Below are 19,148 nucleotides of genomic sequence, written 5' to 3' on the forward strand. Positions count from 1 at the left end.
CCCGCACCCCGGCGTGCGGTGTCAGAAGGGCTGATTGTCTCCTCAGGTCAGCAATTTTGCTTTCGCGGCCGTGAACTCCGTGTCGCTGAGCACCCCCGCGTTGTGGAGTTGGGACAGCTGGTTCAGCTGGTCGAGCAAGGCGGAATCGCCGGAGGCCGGAGGCGCCGCCGCCTGCTGCTGCTGCTGGGCGTCGTACTCGGCCTGGGCCTGGGCGTCGGCATCGGCCTGGGCCTGGGCCTGGGCGTCCTGGGCCCTGCCCTGTTGCCGCCGCTGCACATTGCCGCTCACGGCCGTTGCGGTACCGGCGACGACCGCTGTTCGCGCGGCCATGCCCAGGAGCCCGGGACGTCCTCTTCGAAGTGGTGACATGATCTGGTCCTTACTGTTCGTGGATGAACTGGGTCGATGGCTGTGGGTTGATGTGGGCGGACCGGGTACCGGCGCGGTCAGCCCGCGGCGTCGAGCACCGCATTGACGACGGCGGCGGGAATCCGCTCCTGGTGGAGCACTGCTCCGCCCGATGCTGCCAATTCGGAGGCGAAGTGCCGGGCCCAGGCCAGTTCCACGACCAGGACCGCCGCCGAGGTGCCCGGCGGGAGTTCCGCCGCGAGTTCTTCGACATCGTCCAGGCCCGCGAGGCCGAGTTCGCCCAGTGCCAGGTCCGGCAATTGCGCCTTCTCGGGCAGGTCCTCCACCTCGACGATCCGCAGGTCACCCTCCGCACTGCGGGAGACGAAGATCAGGTCGAGCAGGGTGATGGTCTTCTCGGCGATCAGGTCCGTCAGCGCCTCGCCCAGGGCGGCGCCGGGCCGGTCGCCATCAAAGGAGATCAGGAGTATCTCCACAGGTCCGTACGTGAAATCCGCCATCGGTTGTCCCTTCATCTGACGTGTGGGCAGGCTCACTGCCACCCGGTTCGGGCTCAGTGTCGCCGCGCACCCCCGGGGTCGAGTCACCCGGAAAGGGTGAATCTGGATTGGCCAGCTAGAGCAGGCCGCGATCCTGGGCGATCGCCACCGCGTCGGCACGGTTCGTGGCCTCGAGCTTCTGGTAGATGTTGCGCAGGTGCGTCTTCACCGTGTTGGGGCTGACGTTGCGCTTGCCCGCGATGTCCGCCACCGACTGGTGGAACGGCAGCTCCCGCAGGATCTCCCGCTCTCGTTGGGTGAGCGCGGCACTGCTCCGGCCGTGGTCCAGCGCGGGCGGGCGCTCGAGGAGGTGCAGCTCGTCAGCGGAGCGCAAAACGTGCCGGGCGAAATCGTCGAGATCCCCGAGCCGGCCGAGGCGGCCGCGGATCAGCGCGGTGCCCTGCCCGCCGACAGCCAGGAACGCCCGTTCGCAGCCGATCCTGCTCGCGAGCCGCAGGGCTCGAAGCAGGCGAGCGTCCGACTCGACGTGTCGGCCCGACACATCCGCCACATGGGCCAGGGCGATCCACGCGCTGACGATGGTTGCGCCGCGCCAGGCGGTGCGTTCCTCGAGAGCCGCTGCGCGGAGCCGTTCCTCAGCGGGGTGGCCGGCCCTGGTGGGTGGGACGAGGAGGAACCTGATCAGCAGAGACTCGAGGGAGTCCTCCCCCAGGGCCCGTTCGATCAGGCGAACAGCCAGCTGGGTTTCCATCCGACCGTCCAGGGCGCCGCTCAGCTCGATCAGGGGTACGCAGCACAGGCTCAGGGCGCGTGGATGCTCTGAGCCCACCTCACGCATCAGGAGCATCAAACTGTCGAGGGCCTGGCGTGAGCGAGCCGAGTTGTCCAGCTGGCTCAAGAGCAACAGGACTTCCGCGGGTACGCTGATGCCGGCGTCGGAGCCCCTCTCCTCGTTTGCCGCCAAAGCCTCGAGAACTATCGGGTCGACCGGTTGGCAGCCTTCGTACCGGCGAATCATCGCGTAGAGCAGTGCCCTGCCCGTGGCCTGGTCGACAGATCGCCCGGCTCCCGCCGCGGCCCCCAGCCCGGTCGCCGTCGCGGCCATCTGGCCTTCCAACATCGCCACGTGCAACCAGTTCCCGGCATGTCCCGCCGCAGTCGCCGCCAGGTCACTGGCCAGCAGGAACAACCAGTCCATTCCGGCGTCCCTGGCCGAGTCCGCGACCTCTCTGAGAATGTCTTCCGCCGGGCCGGGCTCGCCGAGCCTGTCCTGGCAGCGGCCCTGGGCCGTCGCAGCCAACAGGTCGACGGCCAGGACCTGCCGCGCGGCCGCTGGCGCACTACCCTGCAGGGCTGCCAGGCGGTTTTCGATGTCGGAGCGCTCGGTGGCGTGGAACGCGTGCAGGATTTCGACGACGAACGCCCATCGAGTCGAACTCGCGTCGGTGCGGGCCTGCCCGGGGAGGCCCTGGGCGGCCGCGTCGGCGGCCACCAGGAGTTGCTGCACCCGGCGCCGGGCCGGGACGTATGGGGGCTCGAGTAGCAGCCGCAGGCACAGGGTCGCGGTGGTTTCCACGCGACCCTCGATCTCGTCCAGGGCGCGACCCACCAGATCCGTCGCACCGGACAGGACCAGACCGAGGCCGAACCTGTCGAGCAAGGTGCCGACGAGCTCAGGATCATGCACCAGAAGCGACTGCTCCACCGCTGCCGGCCCGCAGGCCCGGTCCGCGTACCACCGACAGGCCAGGAGATGCCTGGCCGTCGCCGCGCCGGCGTCCAACCGGCGTCCCTCTCCCTGCAGGTAGGCGAGCAGGATCGGGTGGTAGCGGTAGCCGGCCCCGCCCGCCGCCGCCGGCTCCCGTCCGATCAGCGTGTTGTGGCGGGTCAACCGCTCGAGCACATCGCCCGCATCGGCGCGCTCCGTCACGGCCACCGCCAAATCGAGAGGCACCACCTCGCTCAGGGCCGACGACAACAGGACCTCCCCATCGCCGGAGTCCAGGCCGGTGACCACCTCTGCCGCGAGATAGTCCGCCACCGCCGGGTTGTCGCCATCGAAGAGCCTCAGGTCCAGCGCGGCTCCCTCCGATTCTCGCCAGGTCAGAGCAAGCGCAAGGCCCGTCGCCCAGCCGCCGGTACGGCGCCGCAGGACAGCGCCATCGTCGGCGGACAGGTCGATGTGGTGCTGGGCAGCGAGCTCAAAGGTCTCCTCGAGTGTGAACGCCAGGGTATCGACGGCGCACTCGATGAGAACACCGGCTGCTTCCAGCGGCGCCGTGCCCGCCACGGGCCGGTGGCGGCCGGACACGACGATGCGGACGCCCGGCGGAATGTCGACCAGCGCCTCGAGGATGCCGGAAAGGTTCGTTCGGTCCGAAGCCGACGGTCGCTCGGCCAGGTGCAGGTCGTCGACGAACACGAACACGAACCCGGGTTCCGGTCCGCCGGCGTCAGTCCCGTCTCCGCCCGCCACCAGTCGCTGCCGGATCTCGTCGGGGTCCCTGGCGTTGCGGAGGTCGGCGCCGCCGAACCACCGCACGGTCTGGTTCTCAGCCCGGAGCCGCCGCGCCCACCCCGCCATCAGCGTGGTCTTTCCCGAGCCCGCCGAGTCCCAGAGCACGAGGACCCGGGCGTCCGGCCCGGTCAGCCGCTCGAGCAGGGCATCCAGCCGTGGACGGTGCAGATACCACGCCGGTTCGGAAGCGAGGCCGGCGGGAAGCGGGAAAGCCTCCGGTGTCACGAGGTCCAGGGGCGGGGGCGGGGGCGGCGTTGAAGCGACCGACCCCACCGGAACTGCCGGTGTGAGCGGCGCTCCAGGAGCGAGCGCCGTTGCCGGAGTGAGAGGCGGGACCGGAGTGAGTGGGGGGGCCATCGGGAAACGTCCTCGATTTGCATCCATCGCGCAACGTCCGCCACAACGTCAGCCGCACCGACAGGGATACTGGCGCCGCAGCTGGGTGTGACCGGGTTACCCCGTCAAGGCCCCGGCTGACCGGGACCTTGACGGAGTTCTCGCGGTGTTCGGGTCACCGCCAGTGAGGTGATAATGCCGCGGTGGCCGGGCCTGGTCAAGGGGCGGCCCCCACTTCCCGGTGTAACAGCGAGCGCGCTCAGCGCCAGCCGTACCGGGCCCGCAAGGCCCGTTCGATCAGCCGGTACCGTGCGGCATCCACGACGGCTCCTTCACGGCGCACGCCGCCCTGACGAACCTGGAACACCCGGGCCAGCCCCGCCCAGCTCGGCCGCCGGGCAGGATCCCACGGACCCTCGCCGAGCGGCAGGTAGTCCTCGTTCCCGGAGCGGTCGGTGCTCGACAGCTGCACAGCCAGCATGGTGCCGTTGGCCAGCGTCGCAACGATGACCACCGGCCGGTCCTTGCCCCTGCCGTCCCGTTCCTCGTAGGGAACCCAGGTCCAGACGATCTCCCCGGGGTCCAGTGCGCCGTCGACTTCGGGCGCGTAGCCCCAACCCGCAGATCGCACCGTCGCGGGATCCAGCTCGACCGTGGCGTCGGGGCCTGACTGGCCGGGTGCGGTTCCTGGGCGCGGCGCTCCGGCGGTCCTGGTGCCGAAAAGGGCAGAACGAAGGGCGGTGAGGAGGCGCCGGGTGCGGAACACACCCGAACACTACCCCACCGCCCTGTTTCCTTAGTGCCCTGTTCTCTGAGCGCTAGACGTTGGCGAGGGCGTAGCCCTCTTCTCCGTGCACCGACGTGTCGATGCCGGCGACTTCGTCTTCGTTCTTGACGCGGAAGCCGATCGTCTTCTCGATGGCAAGACCCAGCAGGAAGGCGACGACGAACGAGTAGATGAGCACCGCGAAGGCCGCGATGGCCTGGACGGTGAGCTGACCGAGGTCGCCACCGACGAAGAGGCCGGTGCCGATCGCGAAGAAGCCCAGGTACAGGGTGCCGATGAGGCCACCGACGAGGTGGATGCCCACGACGTCGAGCGAGTCGTCGAAGCCGAACTTGAACTTCATCTCGATGGCCATGGCGCACACGGCACCGGCAACGACACCGAGAAGCAGCGCCCAACCGGGTTCGAGGTTCGCGCAGGCGGGCGTGATGGCGACGAGGCCGGCGACAGCACCGGATGCGGCGCCGACCGAGGTGGCCTTGCCGTCCTTGATCTTCTCGACGATCAGCCAGCCGAGGATGGCGGCGGCGGTCGCGCCGAGGGTGTTGACCACGATCAGGCCGACGTTGGCGAGGCCGTTCAGCCACTCGGCACCGGCGTTGAAGCCGAACCAGCCGAACCACAGAATGGAGGCACCGAGGAGCACCAGAGGCACATTGTGCGGCTTGGTGATGCCCTTCTGGAAGCCGATGCGCTTGCCCAGGACGAGGGCGAGCGCGAGGGCTGCGGCGCCGGCGTTGATGTGCACGGCGGTACCGCCGGCGTAGTCGATGACACCGGGAAGGCCGAGGGTCTCGCCGAGGCTCATGATCCAGCCGCCGCCCCAGACCCAGGCTGCGACGGGGAAGTAGACCAGGGTGGCCCAGATTCCGGCAAAAATCATCCAGGAACCGAACTTGGCCCGGTCGGCGACGGCACCGGAGATCAGGGCGACGGTGATGATCGCGAAGGTCGCACCGTAAGTGGCGCCGAGGAGATCGAGGTTGCCGGTCTCGCCGGTGGCGAGTGAACCGAGTCCGAAGTCAGAGAACGGGTTACCGGCGAACTGGGTCGGCCCGTCGACTGCGCTCATGTTGAATCCGTACAGGATCCAGAGGACCGTGATCAGTCCCAGTGCGCCGAAGCTCATCATCATCATGCTGACGACACTCTTGGCCTTGACCAGGCCGCCGTAGAAGAACGCGACTCCCGGAGTCATGAACAGCACCAGTGCGGTGGCCGTCAACCCCCATGCAATGCTTCCCGTGTCCATAGATTGTCCTCACACCTCTCGAGTTAGCTGGGCGTACCTCGAAGCCGCAGGTCGAGTGTGCTGGGCAGTCCCCGGGTACGCCACTCAGTCTCCGACCCAGACGTTTCAAGAGGCGTACCGTCGTGTTTCGGGTAGGTTACGCAATCGGCGAGAACGTTAAGAGCGTGTTTCGTGGGGGGCCGCTCATTCGGCGTGCGGCGGCAGCTCACCGGTGGTCAGCGCCACCATCCGGGATTGGGAACGCTGGTACTTCTTGCGGTAGCCGCCTTCCATCATCTCGGCGTCGAAGACGTCATGCAGCGGCAGGCCGCTGGCGATGATCGGGATCTCGGCGTCGTAGACCCGGTCGATGAAGGCCACGAGGCGCAGCGCATCGGTCTGGTCGGTGAGCAGGTAGACGTTGCGCAGGGCGATCACGTCGATGTCGGCGATCATCTTGATGTACTTCGACGGATGCACGGTGCTGAGATGCCGCATCAGAGCCCCGAAGTCGTCACAGGTCACCGTGGAGCCGCGCTCCACGAGGGCCTCATTCAGGCGGTCGAATTCCTCCGGCAGAACGGCCTCGGCGTGCCCGGACGCGTCCCGGCGGCGGTAGTCGAGTCCGTCGATGCGCACGGTCTCGAAGTTCGCGGACATGGCCTGGATCTCCCGCAGGAAGTCAGCCGCCGCGAACCGGCCTTCGCCGAGCGAGTTCGGCGGGGTGTTGGAGGTGGCGGCCACCCGGGTGCCTGAGGCGATCAGCTCGCCCAGCAGCCGCGTCATCAGCATGGTGTCGCCCGGATCGTCGAGCTCGAACTCGTCGATGCAGATGAGCTTCGCGCCGGAGAGCTGGGTCACGGTCTCGGCGTACCCCAGGGCGCCGACCAGCGCGGTGTACTCGATGAAGGTGCCGAAGTACTTGGGACCGGGTGCGCCGTGCCAGAGCGCCGCCAGCAGGTGGGTCTTGCCCACGCCGAAGCCGCCGTCGAGGTAGATGCCGGGAAACTCGGCCTTGGTCTTGCGGGTACGGGAGAAGAACCCGCCCGGCCGGGCCCGCCACGCTGCGAAGGCGTTCAGCCGTTCCACGGCCTCGAGCTGGGACGGATAGTCGAGGTCGGGCCGGTAGGACTCGAACGAGGCGTGTTCGAATTGCGGTGGCGGCACGAGTTCGGAGACGATCTCCGCACCGGTGATGTCTGGCGACCTGTCGACGAGTCGAAGGGGCAGCTTTCGGGTCGCACTGACCATGTTTGACATCCGGTTCCTGTCTGTCCCCGCCATCCTGGTGGAATTTCGGTGCGGGGTTCTGCCTTGTACCTTGGAGACCTGCGCGCAGGTTGTTCACCAGCCTAAATGCACGCACACCAGGGCCGCGCCGTCGTCCAGGTTCACGAGCCCTCCCGGAGGAAACCATGACAGTCGAAACAGATCCATCGGCCACGTTCGCGGCGTACGCGCATCCCGAACGCCTGGTCAGCACCGACTGGTTGCAGGCCCACCTCGGCGACCCCGGCCTGGTCGTCGTCGAGTCCGACGAAGATGTGATCCTGTACGAGACCGGCCACATCCCCGGGTCCGTCAAGATCGACTGGCACACCGACCTCAACGACCCCGTCGAACGCGACTACATCGACGGAGCCGGCTTCGCCGCCCTGCTGGGCCGCAAGGGCATCAGCCGCGACAGCACCGTGGTGATCTACGGAGACAAGAGCAACTGGTGGGCGGCATACGCGCTCTGGGTGTTCACACTGTTCGGCCACGACGACGTTCGCCTGCTCGACGGCGGCCGCGCGAAGTGGATCGCCGAGGGCCGCGAACTGACCACAGACCGCGAGTCCGCGGAACCGGCCGAGTACCCCGTCGTCGAGCGGGCAGACGCCCCCATCCGCGCGTTCAAGGACGACGTTCTCGCCCACTTCGGCCAACCGCTCATCGACGTGCGCTCGTCGGAGGAGTACAGCGGCGAACGCACCACAGCGCCCGCCTACCCCGAGGAGGGATCCCTGCGGGCCGGCCACATCCCCTCGGCGGTGTCGGTGCCGTGGGCCCGTGCCGCGGCCGAGGACGCCACCTTCCGGCACCGTGCCGAGCTCGAGACCATCTACCGCGATGAGGCCGGGCTCACCGGCGACGACCCCGTGATCGCCTACTGCCGCATCGGCGAGCGGTCCAGCCACACCTGGTTCGTGCTGACCTACCTGCTCGGACTCGAGAACGTGCGAAACTACGACGGCTCGTGGACCGAGTGGGGCAGCGCGGTGCGGGTCCCGATCGTGCAGGGCACCGCACCCGGCACCGCCCCGGCGCCCCGATGAGCACCGTCGACCTTCCCGGCCAGCTCGCCGAGATCCGCGAAGACTTCCTGGCGCTCGAACAGCCGGATCGCCTGATGCTGTTGCTCGAGTTCTCCAACGAGCTCCCGGAGCTTCCTGAGAAGTACCGGGACCACCCCGACCTCTTTGAACGCGTCGTGGAATGCCAGTCGCCGGTGTTCATCTTCGTCGAGATTGACGACGACCGTTCCGTGCACCTGTACGCCACGGCGCCGGCGGAGTCGCCCACCACCCGGGGCTTCGCCTCGATCCTCGCCCAGGGCCTTGACGGCCTCAGCGTCGAAGACGTCCTGGCCGTTCCGGATGACTACCCGCAGTCGATCGGCCTCACCCAGGCCGTCTCACCGCTACGGCTGCGCGGCATGACCGCCATGCTGGGTCGCACCAAGCGCCAGCTGCGCGAACGACAGGCCGCCCTGGGCTAGCTGTTCTGGGTGTCCCCGGCCGCCGTCACGGCTGGGTGTGCCGACCCGAGAGTGCCGAGCCAGCCGAGGATGGCCGCGTTCCAGGCGGCCGGATCGTAGTTCCACAGTTTGGTGTGCCTGGCCACCTCGAACGGCACCAGGGTGACGATGTCGGGTCGCCGCTCGGCGAGGGCACGAGACGGCGCCGACGGCACGTAGCCGTCGTCGTCGCTGTGCAGGATCAGAATCGGCAGACTCAGGTCGTTCGCCCGGGACACGAAGTCCAATCGGGGGAAGTCGATGGGCAGATGCAGCCCCGTCACCATCCGTCCCCACGGGCGCCCCATCACCACCAGGGCGCCGCGCACCACCGCCCGCGGAAGACGGAGGGTGAGCGCCTGGTAGGCCACGACATCCGCCCAGTCGATCACCGGCGAATCGAGCACGATGCCGGTGAGCCGGCCGTCGTGCCTCGCGCGGGTCGCCGCTTGCAGGGCGATCGCGCCGCCCATCGACCAGCCCATCAGCACGATCTGGGTGGCTCCGTGGCCCACGGCGAAGTCGATGGCGGCCTCCACGTCACGCCACTCGGTGTCGCCGAGCCCGAACCGGCCGTCGGCGCTCGGCGGCGCTTCACCGTCGTTGCGGTAGGACACCAGCAGGCATGAGTAGCCGGCGGCGTTGAAGACCGGAACGGCCCGCAGCGTCTCGTGCCGACGAACCCCGCGGCCGTGGACCTGGATCACCCAGCGTCCGGAGGGTTCCGCAGCGGGGATCAGCCAGGCGGGAGCATCCCCCAGCTCGGTCGGCACCGTCACATTGGAGAACTCGAGCCCGAGGTCCCACGGACCGAGGAAGGAGTACCCGCCCAGACGGCCTCGGGTTGCGGAGCCGAGGTCACCGAAGTCCACGGTCAGGATGCGGCGGGTCACCGTCGTCGCCGTGCGTGCCTCGATGGCGCCCAGCCGCGCATGACCGGAGTCGCCGGCGAACCAGAAGCTGTAGTCGCCAGGAAGGACCGCATCCTTCGTGGCTTCGAGCGTGATGGTGCCGGCACTGACGTCGACATCGAACACCCTCGTGTCGTCGGCGCGTTTCGTCGGCGGGGTCACGATGCGCCGCGCCATGACACCGGCCAGCACTCCGACCGCCAGCGTCGCGGCGGCGCTCACCGCGACGACGCCGCCCGCGATCACCAGCCCTGCCGACGCCAGGCCGCGCCTGGATTCCGCTCCTGCACCGATCCCTGTCATGCCTACCTCCGCGCTGCTCGGCGTGCCTCGCACCAGCGCACGGAAAAAACTCTAGTCTGCAGACGTGCCCGATTCAGAGGATCAGCCCCACCGCCCTGCGCAGTTTGCCGCGGCGCTCGACGCTATCCGTTCTTCCAGCCCGCGCCCGGAGCTGGTGGTCACCGAGATTTCGGCCCCCGGAAACCTCGCCCCGTACGCCGTCGCGTTGTCCGCGGACGTCACGCCGGTGCGGCACGGCAGCGACTCCGACTTCGGCACCGGACGCTTCATCTTGCTCTATGACCCCGACGAACCCGAAAGTTGGGGAGGGCCGTTCCGGGTCGTCTGCTTCGCCCAGGCTCCGCTCGAGACCGACATCGGAGTCGATCCGTTCCTCGCCGAAGTCGCCTGGGCCTGGTTGGTGGACGCCCTGGACGCCCGCGGCGCGAACTACACCGCCGCCTCCGGCACCGCTACCAAGATCCTTTCCTCGGGCTTCGGCGAGCTCGCCGCTCAGGGCGATGGCGCCCAGATCGAGCTGCGGGCGTCGTGGAGCCCGTTGGACAACGACCTCGCCGCACACGTGGAAGGGTGGGGAGAGCTGCTGTGCATGCTCGCCGGCCTCCCGCCCGCCAGCGAGCTGCCCGCACCGCCCCGGCACGGCCACCCCTCCGCTTCCTCCTCCTCCGCTACCTCTTCCTCCGCTCGGCATGGGCATCCATCCGGCGCCGAGGAACAGGGCAGGTCGGAGCAGGGCAGGTCGGAACAGGGCACCTCGGAAGAGGGCACGTCCGGGATCACGCTCGGCCCGGTGGATCAGATCGGACCGCGGGCGTCCTCCGTTCTGCGAACCGGCCCGGGATTGCATACGCTGGGAGTGGCCGCCGGCGGCCGCGAGTCTGCCGGCAGGGAAACGGCCGGTGGCGATTTCGCCGGCCTCGATGCGCCGGGCGCTGAACGCGCCGGCAGGGAGACCGCGGGAATGAACGTCATGGCAGGAAATACAGTCGGAACCGAAACCGGCCAGAACGGCGGCCTGGGTCTGAACCCCGTGGCTTTGAGCAGCACGGCAGTGACCAGTACTGCTTTGAACAGCACTGCACCGAACCTGTCGGGCGTTGCGTATCTCTCGGCACACCGTGCATCCCGTGGTTGACCGGCCCGTGGTCACCCATCAGGTCATCGACTCCCGCGCGGCCTATCTCGCGGCACTCGACATGCTCGCCCAGGGAACCGGCCCGATCGGCATCGATGCTGAACGCGCATCGGGCTTCACCTACTCCCAGCGCGCCTACCTGATCCAGATCTTCCGCCGGGATGCCGGCACCTTCCTGTTCGATCCACCGGCTATCGGCGACTTCAGCGAACTCAACGACGCACTCGCCGGTCAGGAATGGATCCTGCACGCAGCGAGTCAGGATCTGGCCTGTCTCCGCGAGGTCGGCCTCGACCCCGCCCACATCTTCGACACCGAGCTCGCGGCACGCCTGCTCGGCCTTCCCCGCGTGGGACTCGGCACCGTGGTCGAGGAACTCCTCGGCATCCACCTGGCCAAGGAACACTCCGCGGCCAACTGGTCGACCCGGCCGCTGCCCGAAAGCTGGCTGGTGTACGCGGCACTGGATGTGGAGCTGCTCCCCGACCTCCGCGACAGCATGGTCGACCTGCTCGTGGAATCCGGCAAGACCGAGATCGCCGACCAGGAGTTCGCCGCGGTGCTCGCCAAGGAGGCAAAGCCGGCCCGCGCGGAGCCGTGGCGCCGCCTGTCCGGGCTGCACGCCGTGCGCGGCCAGCGCAATCTGGCGGTGGCCCGCGAACTGTGGGTCGCCAGGGACGCTCTCGCCCAGGAGCTCGACGTCTCCCCCGGCCGGTTGGTTCCCGACGCGTCGCTCGTGGCCGCAGCACGCCTGCTGCCCGCGACCCGGAACGCCCTCGCCGAGCTGCGCGAATTCAACGGTCGCGCCAGCCGAACCGAACTCGACAGGTGGTGGAAGGCCATTCTGCGTGGCCTCGCCAGCGTCGACCTGCCCTCCGTGAAGGCCAACGGCGACGCCCTGCCGCCGCCCCGCGCCTGGGCGGACCGCAATCCCGACGCCGACCTGCGGTACAAGGCCGCCAGGGCCGCCCTGACGGCGGCCTCCGAAGAGCGCGCGGTGCCGTTGGAGAATCTGCTCACCCCCGACCATCTGCGTCGGGTGTCGTGGCAGCCGCCGGAGCCGGCCGGCGCCGATGCCGTCGGCGAGGCCCTCGCCGGGCTCGGCGCGCGAACCTGGCAGATTGAGGCCACTGCACAACTAATCGCGGATGCCTTTGTGGAAGTCCACCAAAGCACCTCCGTTCCCTCGGACGCGGATTCGTAGGAACAGTCAAAGGATTCACACCGGTTAATCCGTCACCCTAGGATCGTGCGATACCTGTTTTGAGTGATGGAGGCAAAGTGGCCGAGAGAACTGAAGTCGTCTTCGTGGACGGGGTTCGCACCCCGTTCGGTCGTGCCGGCGAGAAGGGTATGTACTGGAATACCCGCGCCGACGACCTGGTCGTCAAGGCGATCACCGGACTAATGGAGCGCAACCCGTCCGTACCGGGCGAACGCATCGATGATGTCGCCATCGCGGCGACCACCCAGGCCGGTGACCAGGGGCTCACCCTCGGTCGCACGGCGGCCCTGCTGGCGGGCCTGCCCGTCACGGTGCCCGGCTTCGCCATCGATCGTATGTGCGCGGGGGCGATGACCTCGGTCACCACCATGGGCGCCGCGATCGGCTTCGGCGCCTACGACCTCGCCATCGCCGGCGGTGTCGAACACATGGGTCGCCACCCGATGGGCGCCGGGGTAGACCCGAACCCCCGATTCCTCAGCGAACGCCTGGTCAGTGAGGACGCCCTCAACATGGGCGCGACCGCCGAACGCATCCACGACCGGTTCCCCGAGTACACCAAGGACCGTTCCGACCGGTATGCCCTGCGCAGCCAGCAGAAGGTCGCGGCCGCGTACGAAGCCGGCAAGATCCAGCCGGACCTGGTGTCCATCGCCACCCGCAGCGCCGCCGGCTGGGGCCTGGCCACCCGGGACGAAGCGCCACGCCCCGAGACCACGCTCGAGGGCCTCGCCGGCCTCAAGACGCCGTTCCGCCCGCACGGGCGCATCACCGCCGGCAACGCATCCGGCCTGAACGACGGCGCCACCGCCTGCCTTCTGGCCAGCGGCGGCGCCGCCAAGGAACTCGGCCTCAGTGTGAAGATGAAGCTCGTGAGCTTCGCCTTCGCCGGTGTCGAGCCGGAGGTGATGGGCCTGGGGCCCGTGCCGTCCACCGAGAAGGCGCTGCGCAAGGCCGGCCTGTCGATCACCGATATCGGCCTCTTCGAGCTGAACGAGGCGTTCGCGGTGCAGGTGATCTCCTTCCTTGATCACTTCGGCATCGACGACGACGATCCCCGCGTCAACGAGTACGGCGGAGCCATCGCCATCGGCCATCCGCTCGCCTCGTCGGGCGTGCGCCTGATGAACCAGCTCGCCAGCCAGTTCGCCGAGCACCCCGAGGTGCGTTACGGCCTCACCGCCATGTGCATCGGCCTCGGCCAGGGCGGCACCGTTATCTGGGAAAACCCGCACTTCAACAAGAAGGCAGCCAAGCGATGACCTCCACGACCAGCACCCCCATCGACTACGCCACCGTGGACTTCTCCCCGCTCGTTGTGGTGTCGGGTGACGAAGTCGTCACCCACTCGCTCGTCCGGGATGTCCCGCTGTCCGGCGGACGCACCCTCGCCCTCCTGACGCTCGACAACGGGCGGGACCACACCCGGCCCAATACGCTCGGCCCCGTCACACTCCTGGAATTCAGTGCCGTCATGGACGAGCTCACCGCTCGCGCCGGGCGGGGCGAGATCCACGGTGTGGCCGTCACGGGCAAGCCGTTCATCCTCGCGGCCGGAGCCGACCTCAGCAAGGTCAGCGAGATCCCGTCCCGCGAGGTGGGCAAGCTGCTCGCCCAGCTCGGTCACTTTTCACTGGGCAAGCTGAGCACCCTCGGAGTGCCGTCGTTCGTGTTCATCAACGGCCTCGCCCTGGGCGGCGGCCTCGAGGTGGCCTTGAACGCCGACTACCGCACCGTCGACGAGAGCGTCCCGGCCATCGCGCTTCCCGAGGTCTTCCTCGGCCTGATCCCCGGCTGGGGCGGGTCCTACCTGCTGCCCAACCTGGTCGGCATCGAGAACGCCCTCAAGGTCATCGTCGAGAACCCGCTGAAGAACAACCGCACCCTGACCGGTCCTGACGCGCTCAAGCTGGGCATCGCCGACACCATGTTCAGGTCGGTGACCTTCCTGGAGGACTCCATCCGGTGGGCCGACGGTGTCATCGCCGGCAACGTCACCGTGAGCCGGCCCAACGCGCCAGGCAAGATCGAGCGTTTGGTCAAGTGGGACGCCGCCATCGGCATTGCCCGCAAGATGCTCGAGTCCCGCATCGGCACCGTGGCCGCCTCGCCATACGCCGCCCTGGACCTGATCAAGGCAGCCAAGTCCGGCACCAAGGCCGAAGCATTCGCCCGGGAGGACGACGCCCTTGCCGACCTCATTTCCGGCGATCAGCTACCCGCGAGCATCTACTCCTTCAACCTGGTGCAAAAACGCGCCAAGCGCCCGGCCGGAGCCCCGGACAAGGCCCTGGCCCGCCCCATCGGCAAGGTCGGCGTCATCGGCGCCGGCCTGATGGCCAGCCAGTTCGCGCTGCTCTTCGTGCGCCGGCTGAAGGTGCCCGTCGTGATCACCGACCTCGACCAGGCCCGGGTCGACAAGGGAGTGGCCTACATCCACGGCGAGATCCAGACCCTGCAGGACAAGGGCCGGATCAGTTCCGACGAGGCGAACCGGCTGCGCGCCCTGGTGACGGGCACCACCGACAAGGCCGATTTCGCCGACGCCGACTGGGTCATCGAAGCGGTCTTCGAGGAGCTCGGGGTGAAACAGGACGTCTTCGCCGAGATCGAGAAGCACATCTCCCCCACCGCCGTGCTGGCCACCAACACCTCATCGCTGTCGGTGGAACAGATCGGCGCGAAGCTGGCCCACCCCGAACGCCTGGTCGGTTTCCACTTCTTCAACCCCGTCGCCGTGATGCCGCTCATCGAGGTCGTGAACACTCCCACAACCGATGAGGCCACCCTCTCGACCGCGATGGTGATCGCCGCCAAGTTGCGGAAGAACGCCGTCATCACCCGCGACACCCCGGGCTTCGTCGTCAACCGGGTGCTGGCCAAGCTGCTCGGCGAGGCCATGCACGCCGTCGACACCGGCACCCCGTTCGAGGTCGTCAACGGCGCCCTCGCCTCGTTCGGCCTGCCGATGACACCGTTCGAGCTGCTGGAGCTGGTGGGCCTCAAGGTCGGCGCGCACGTGCTGGACACCCATCACGCCGCGTTCCCTGACCGGTTCTTCGAGAGCACCAACCTGCACCGCCTGGCCGAACACGGCAAGATCCTCGACCGCAACTCCAGCGGCAAGATCACCGGCTTCGACAAGGGTGCCGTCAAGATCGTGGCCGGCGGCACGACGCCGATCACGGCGGAGCAGATCCTGCGCCGGGTGGAGGACGGCCTCGCCGACGAGATCAAGCGGATGCTCGACGACGACGTGGTGCACGCGCCGGAGGACATCGACCTGTGCATGCTCCTCGGCGCGGGCTGGCCGTTCCAGATGGGCGGGATCACCCCGTACCTCGACAGGGTCGGCGCCAGCGAGCGGGTCTTCGGCGGCACGTTCCACACCCCGATGGTGCGCGGCGTCGGCTCCGCGGCCCCGGCGAGCAGCACTCCCGTGCTGAGCTAGCGGGCGAGTCGACACAACTGTTACCCGTGCGGACAATTGTGGCCGGTGTGCCGGCCACAATTGTCCGATTCGGCAACAGATGCGGGTGGGCAACCGGTTACTACCGGTTCAGCGGCGTCATGTCGGCGTAGCGGTCTCCGACGGGCGCACCGATCGCGGACAGGGCCGCGAGCTGGGTATCGCTGAGCACCAGCGCATCCGCCGCGACGTTCTCCTCGAGCCGGTCGGCCCTCTTGGTGCCGGGGATCGGGGCGATGTCGTTCCCCTGGGCGAGCAGCCAGGCCAGGGCCACCTGGGCCGGCGTGGCGTCGAGGTCGGTGGCGACTGCGTCGACCTGCTCCACGATGCGGATGTTGGCGGCGAGGTTGGCACCGGCGAACCGGGGATTGCTGCGCCGGAAATCATCCTCATCGAGCTGGTCGAGCGAGCGGATGGCCCCGGTCAAAAAGCCCCGGCCGAGCGGCGAGTACGGCACAAAACCGATCCCGAGCTCCCGCACCAGGGGCAGCAGCTCCGCCTCCGGGTCGCGGCTCCACAGCGAGTACTCGGTCTGCAGCGCCGTGACGGGGTGAACGGCGTGCGCCCGCCTGATGGTGTCCGGCGCGGCCTCTGACAGGCCGTAGTGGCCGATCAGGCCCTCGCTGATGAGCTCGGCGAGGGTGCCGACGGTGTCTTCGACGGGCACGCCGGGGTCCATGCGGTGCTGGTAGTACAGGTCGATGTGGTCGGTGCCGAGACGGGCCAGCGACCCGTGGACGGACAGGCGCACGTTCTCCGGGCTGCCGTCCAGTCCCCTGGAGCCGTCGGTGCGATGCTGAATGGTGCCGAACTTCGTGGCGATGACCACGTCGTCCCGGCGGCCCGCCAGGGCCCGTCCGAGGAGCTCCTCGTTCAGGTGCGGGCCGTAGATTTCGGCGGTGTCAAACAGGGTGACCCCGAGGTCGATGGCCCTCCGGATGGTGCGGATCGACTCGGCCTCATCGGTGCCGGCGCCAGAGTAGAACGCGGACATGCCCATGCAGCCGAGTCCGAGCCGGCCGACCTCGAGGGGCGAATCGGCGCCCAGGGTGACGTGCTTCATACGGTGGTCCTTTCGTAGAGGGAGATCTTGTAGTCGATGGCGGCGAGGCTCGCCTGAATGTCGGCGAGCTGTGCCACCACGGAGACGCGGTGCCGTTGCAGCAGCTCGAGACGGTCCGGCATGGTGTCTTCGCCGCGCCGTGCGAGGTCGGCGTACTCCTTCACCGAAGCGATGGGCAGGGAGGTGCTGCGCAGCCGGGTCAGGAAGATGATCCAGGTCACGTCCCGCGCCGAGTAGGCCCGGTGGGTGGACGAAGCCCGATGGATGGGTGCGAGCATCAGGCCCGCCCGCTCGTAGTACCGCAGTGTGTGGGCGCTCAGTCCGGTTCGCTCGGCGACCTCAGAGATCGAAAGCTGTTCGTCGGTTGGGGTCATGCTGGAACCCTAAAACCTCGAGCGCACTCTAAGTCAAGCGGCGTCCCGATCCGGCCGCGCCGACTTCACGAAAGCGGTCGTGTGGCTGCTTCACCACCGCGGAAGCAACCACTTGGCCGCTTTCGCGGAATCTGACGGGCGGGCGATGCCGTTAGTCGCGGGGGGCGCGCTGCAGGGGGATGGTGCCGGTTTCGGATCGGCCGGCGTCGGCGGGCAGGGCGCGGGCGTGCGGCAGCTTGCTGCCGAGCACCATCGCGACGACATCACGGGCGATGTGCTGGGGCGTCAGGCCGACCCGCTCGAGAATCTCGGCGCGGGTGCCGTGGTCGAGGAACTCGTCAGGCAGGCCCAGCTCGGTGACGGCGGTGTCGACGCCGGCCTCGCGCAGGTCCTGGCGGATGCGGGTGCCGATACCGCCCACCCGGATGCCGTCTTCGATGCTCACCACGATGCGGTGCTGGGCGGCGAGCTCGATGATGCTCTGCGGCACCGGGACCACCCAGCGCGGATCGACGACCGTCGCACCGATGCCCTGGGCGGCGAGCCGCTCAGCGACCTCGAGGCCCATGCCGGCCATCGGACCGACGGTGACGATCAGCACGTCCTGCTGGCTGCTGCGCAGGAGCACGTCGACGCCGTCGGACAGCCGCTCCAGAGCGTCGAACTCGACGCCGGTGCTGCCCTTGGGGAATCGGAGCACCGTGGGAGCGTCGTCGACGAGGACGGCCTCGGCGAGTTCTTCACGCAGGCGAGTGGAGTCGCGCGGTGCGGCGAGCCGGATGTGCGGGATGACCTGCAGGATCGCGAGATCCCACATGCCGTGGTGGCTGGGACCGTCCGGCCCGGTGACCCCGGCCCGGTCCAGCACGAAGGTGACGCCGGCCCGGTGCAGGGCGACGTCCATCAGGACCTGGTCGAAGGCACGGTTGATGAAGGTGGCGTAGAGGGCCACGACGGGGTGCAAGCCGCCGAACGCGAGCCCGGCGGCGCTGGTCACCGCGTGCTGTTCGGCGATGCCGACGTCGTGCACCCGCTCGGGGAACCGTTCGGCCATCTTGTGCAGGCCGGTGGGACGCAGCATGGCCGCGGTGATCGCCACCAGCTTGGGGTTGTCGGTGGCCAGGCTCAGCAGCTCGTCGGCGAAGACCGAGGTCCACGACGGTGCTCCCGCGGATTCGGTGGGTTCACCGGTCTCGGGGTCGATGACGCCGACGGCGTGGAACTGGTCGGCGACATCCTGCACGGCGGGATCGTAGCCCTTGCCCTTCTGGGTGATGGTGTGCACGATCACGGGAGCGCCGTAGTCCTTGGCCTGGCGCAGTGCCTCGAGCATGGCCTCCATGTCGTGGCCGTCGACCGGGCCGATGTACTTGATGTCGAGGTTGGAGTACAGCGCCTCGTTGTTGGAGAAGCGGCTGAGGAAGCCGTGCAGGCCGCCGCGCACGCCGCGGAAGATGGCGCGGGCCGGCGCGCCCATGTGGTCGAAGGCCTCCCGGCTGGAGAGGTAGGCGGCCCGGTAGCTGCGGCGCAGTCGCACGGTGTTGAGGAACCTGGCCATGCCGCCGATGGTGGGCGCGTAGGAGCGGCCGTTGTCGTTGATCACGATGATCAGGCGGCGGTTGTTGTCGTCGCTGATGTTGTTCAGCGCTTCCCAGGTCATGCCTCCCGTGAGCGACCCGTCGCCGACGACGGCGATGACGTGCCGGTCGCTCTGCCCGGTCATCTCGAAGGCGCGGGAGATCCCGTCGGCCCAGGACAGCGAGCTGGAGGCGTGCGAGCTCTCGACGATGTCGTGCACGGATTCGCTGCGCTGCGGGTAGCCGGCCAGGCCGTCGGACTGGCGCAGCCGGCTGAAGTCCTGCCGACCGGTGAGCATCTTGTGCACGTAGGACTGGTGACCGGTGTCGAAGACGATGGCGTCGCGCGGCGAATCGAAGATCCGGTGGATGGCGATGGTCATCTCGACCACGCCGAGGTTGGGGCCCAGGTGCCCGCCGGTCTTCGAGATCTCCGCGACCAGGAAGGTCCGGACCTCCGCAGCCAGCTCTTCCAGCTGGTCCTTCGTGAGGCCGTCGAGGTCCCGGGGACCGTGGATCGTCTCCAGAAGGGTCATGGGCACTACCTTTCGCGTTCTGAGTGCTTCGCGTC

15 protein-coding genes and 1 pseudogene are annotated in these 19,148 nt (G+C 68.6%); 6 read left to right on the top strand and 10 right to left on the bottom strand.

The window, feature by feature from the left end; all coding sequences use genetic code 11:
- Positions 1-42: 42 nt before the first annotated feature.
- From CXY76_RS19295 to zapE, 6 genes are all read right to left on the bottom strand, one after another.
- A complete protein-coding gene (locus tag CXY76_RS19295; RefSeq protein WP_146073475.1) occupies positions 43-369 on the bottom strand; it encodes an SHOCT domain-containing protein in 327 nt (108 codons plus the stop codon).
- 77 nt (positions 370-446) lie between these two features.
- The gene (locus tag CXY76_RS16465; protein WP_104166434.1) at positions 447-869 is read right to left on the bottom strand and encodes a DUF6325 family protein; all 423 of its coding nucleotides are present in this window, start codon (positions 867-869) and stop codon (positions 447-449) included.
- 115 nt (positions 870-984) lie between these two features.
- On the bottom strand, positions 985-3,612 hold the full coding sequence (locus CXY76_RS16470; RefSeq protein ID WP_158253926.1) for a LuxR C-terminal-related transcriptional regulator: 2,628 nt from the start codon (positions 3,610-3,612) through the stop codon (positions 985-987).
- A gap of 370 nt (positions 3,613-3,982) precedes the next feature.
- Entirely contained in the window at positions 3,983-4,489 is a 507-nt protein-coding gene (locus CXY76_RS16475) for a type II toxin-antitoxin system PemK/MazF family toxin (protein WP_104166438.1), read from the bottom strand.
- 52 nt (positions 4,490-4,541) lie between these two features.
- Positions 4,542-5,762, bottom strand: a complete 1,221-nt coding sequence (locus CXY76_RS16480) for an ammonium transporter (protein WP_104166440.1) — start codon at positions 5,760-5,762, stop codon at positions 4,542-4,544.
- Positions 5,763-5,945: 183 nt separating this feature from the next.
- The gene (zapE, locus tag CXY76_RS16485) at positions 5,946-6,992 is read right to left on the bottom strand and encodes a cell division protein ZapE (protein WP_104166442.1); all 1,047 of its coding nucleotides are present in this window, start codon (positions 6,990-6,992) and stop codon (positions 5,946-5,948) included.
- Positions 6,993-7,156: 164 nt separating this feature from the next.
- On the opposite strand from zapE, the gene CXY76_RS16490 reads away from it, so the two are divergent.
- Both CXY76_RS16490 and CXY76_RS16495 read left to right on the top strand, forming a co-directional pair.
- Positions 7,157-8,059 (top strand): sulfurtransferase, encoded by a 903-nt coding sequence (locus CXY76_RS16490; RefSeq protein WP_104166444.1) that lies wholly within the window; start codon positions 7,157-7,159, stop codon positions 8,057-8,059.
- Positions 8,056-8,502 (top strand): SufE family protein, encoded by a 447-nt coding sequence (locus CXY76_RS16495; RefSeq protein WP_104166446.1) that lies wholly within the window; start codon positions 8,056-8,058, stop codon positions 8,500-8,502. The genes CXY76_RS16490 and CXY76_RS16495 overlap by 4 nt, the downstream gene beginning before the upstream one ends.
- On the opposite strand, the gene CXY76_RS16500 is transcribed toward CXY76_RS16495, so the two are convergent.
- Positions 8,499-9,734 (bottom strand): S9 family peptidase, encoded by a 1,236-nt coding sequence (locus CXY76_RS16500; protein ID WP_104166448.1) that lies wholly within the window; start codon positions 9,732-9,734, stop codon positions 8,499-8,501. The genes CXY76_RS16495 and CXY76_RS16500 overlap by 4 nt on opposite strands.
- 64 nt (positions 9,735-9,798) lie before the next feature.
- On the opposite strand from CXY76_RS16500, the pseudogene CXY76_RS16505 reads away from it, so the two are divergent.
- The 4 genes and pseudogenes from CXY76_RS16505 to CXY76_RS16520 form a co-directional block, all read left to right on the top strand.
- Positions 9,799-10,353, top strand: a pseudogene (locus tag CXY76_RS16505) (DUF3000 domain-containing protein); the annotation flags it as partial.
- Positions 10,354-10,876: 523 nt separating this feature from the next.
- On the top strand, positions 10,877-12,073 hold the full coding sequence (locus CXY76_RS16510) for an HRDC domain-containing protein (protein ID WP_233200062.1): 1,197 nt from the start codon (positions 10,877-10,879) through the stop codon (positions 12,071-12,073).
- Between the two features lie 77 nt (positions 12,074-12,150).
- A complete protein-coding gene (locus CXY76_RS16515) occupies positions 12,151-13,356 on the top strand; it encodes a thiolase family protein (protein ID WP_104166450.1) in 1,206 nt (401 codons plus the stop codon).
- Positions 13,353-15,545, top strand: coding sequence for a 3-hydroxyacyl-CoA dehydrogenase NAD-binding domain-containing protein (locus CXY76_RS16520; RefSeq protein WP_104166452.1), 2,193 nt, complete (start codon positions 13,353-13,355; stop codon positions 15,543-15,545). The genes CXY76_RS16515 and CXY76_RS16520 overlap by 4 nt, the downstream gene beginning before the upstream one ends.
- Before the next feature lie 100 nt (positions 15,546-15,645).
- On the opposite strand, the gene CXY76_RS16525 is transcribed toward CXY76_RS16520, so the two are convergent.
- The 3 genes from CXY76_RS16525 to dxs form a co-directional block, all read right to left on the bottom strand.
- Positions 15,646-16,626 carry an aldo/keto reductase gene (locus tag CXY76_RS16525; protein ID WP_104166454.1) on the bottom strand — a complete coding sequence of 327 codons (981 nt, stop codon included), beginning with the start codon at positions 16,624-16,626 and terminating at the stop codon, positions 15,646-15,648.
- Positions 16,623-17,000: a MerR family transcriptional regulator gene (locus CXY76_RS16530; RefSeq protein WP_104166456.1), complete on the bottom strand. Its 378-nt coding sequence runs from the start codon at positions 16,998-17,000 to the stop codon at positions 16,623-16,625. Before CXY76_RS16530 ends, CXY76_RS16525 begins: the two co-directional genes overlap by 4 nt.
- Before the next feature lie 151 nt (positions 17,001-17,151).
- Positions 17,152-19,113, bottom strand: coding sequence for a 1-deoxy-D-xylulose-5-phosphate synthase (dxs, locus tag CXY76_RS16535; protein ID WP_104166458.1), 1,962 nt, complete (start codon positions 19,111-19,113; stop codon positions 17,152-17,154).
- Positions 19,114-19,148: the final 35 nt, after the last annotated feature.

This window comes from Cryobacterium sp. N22 (assembly GCF_002929555.1).
Classification (GTDB): domain Bacteria; phylum Actinomycetota; class Actinomycetes; order Actinomycetales; family Microbacteriaceae; genus Cryobacterium.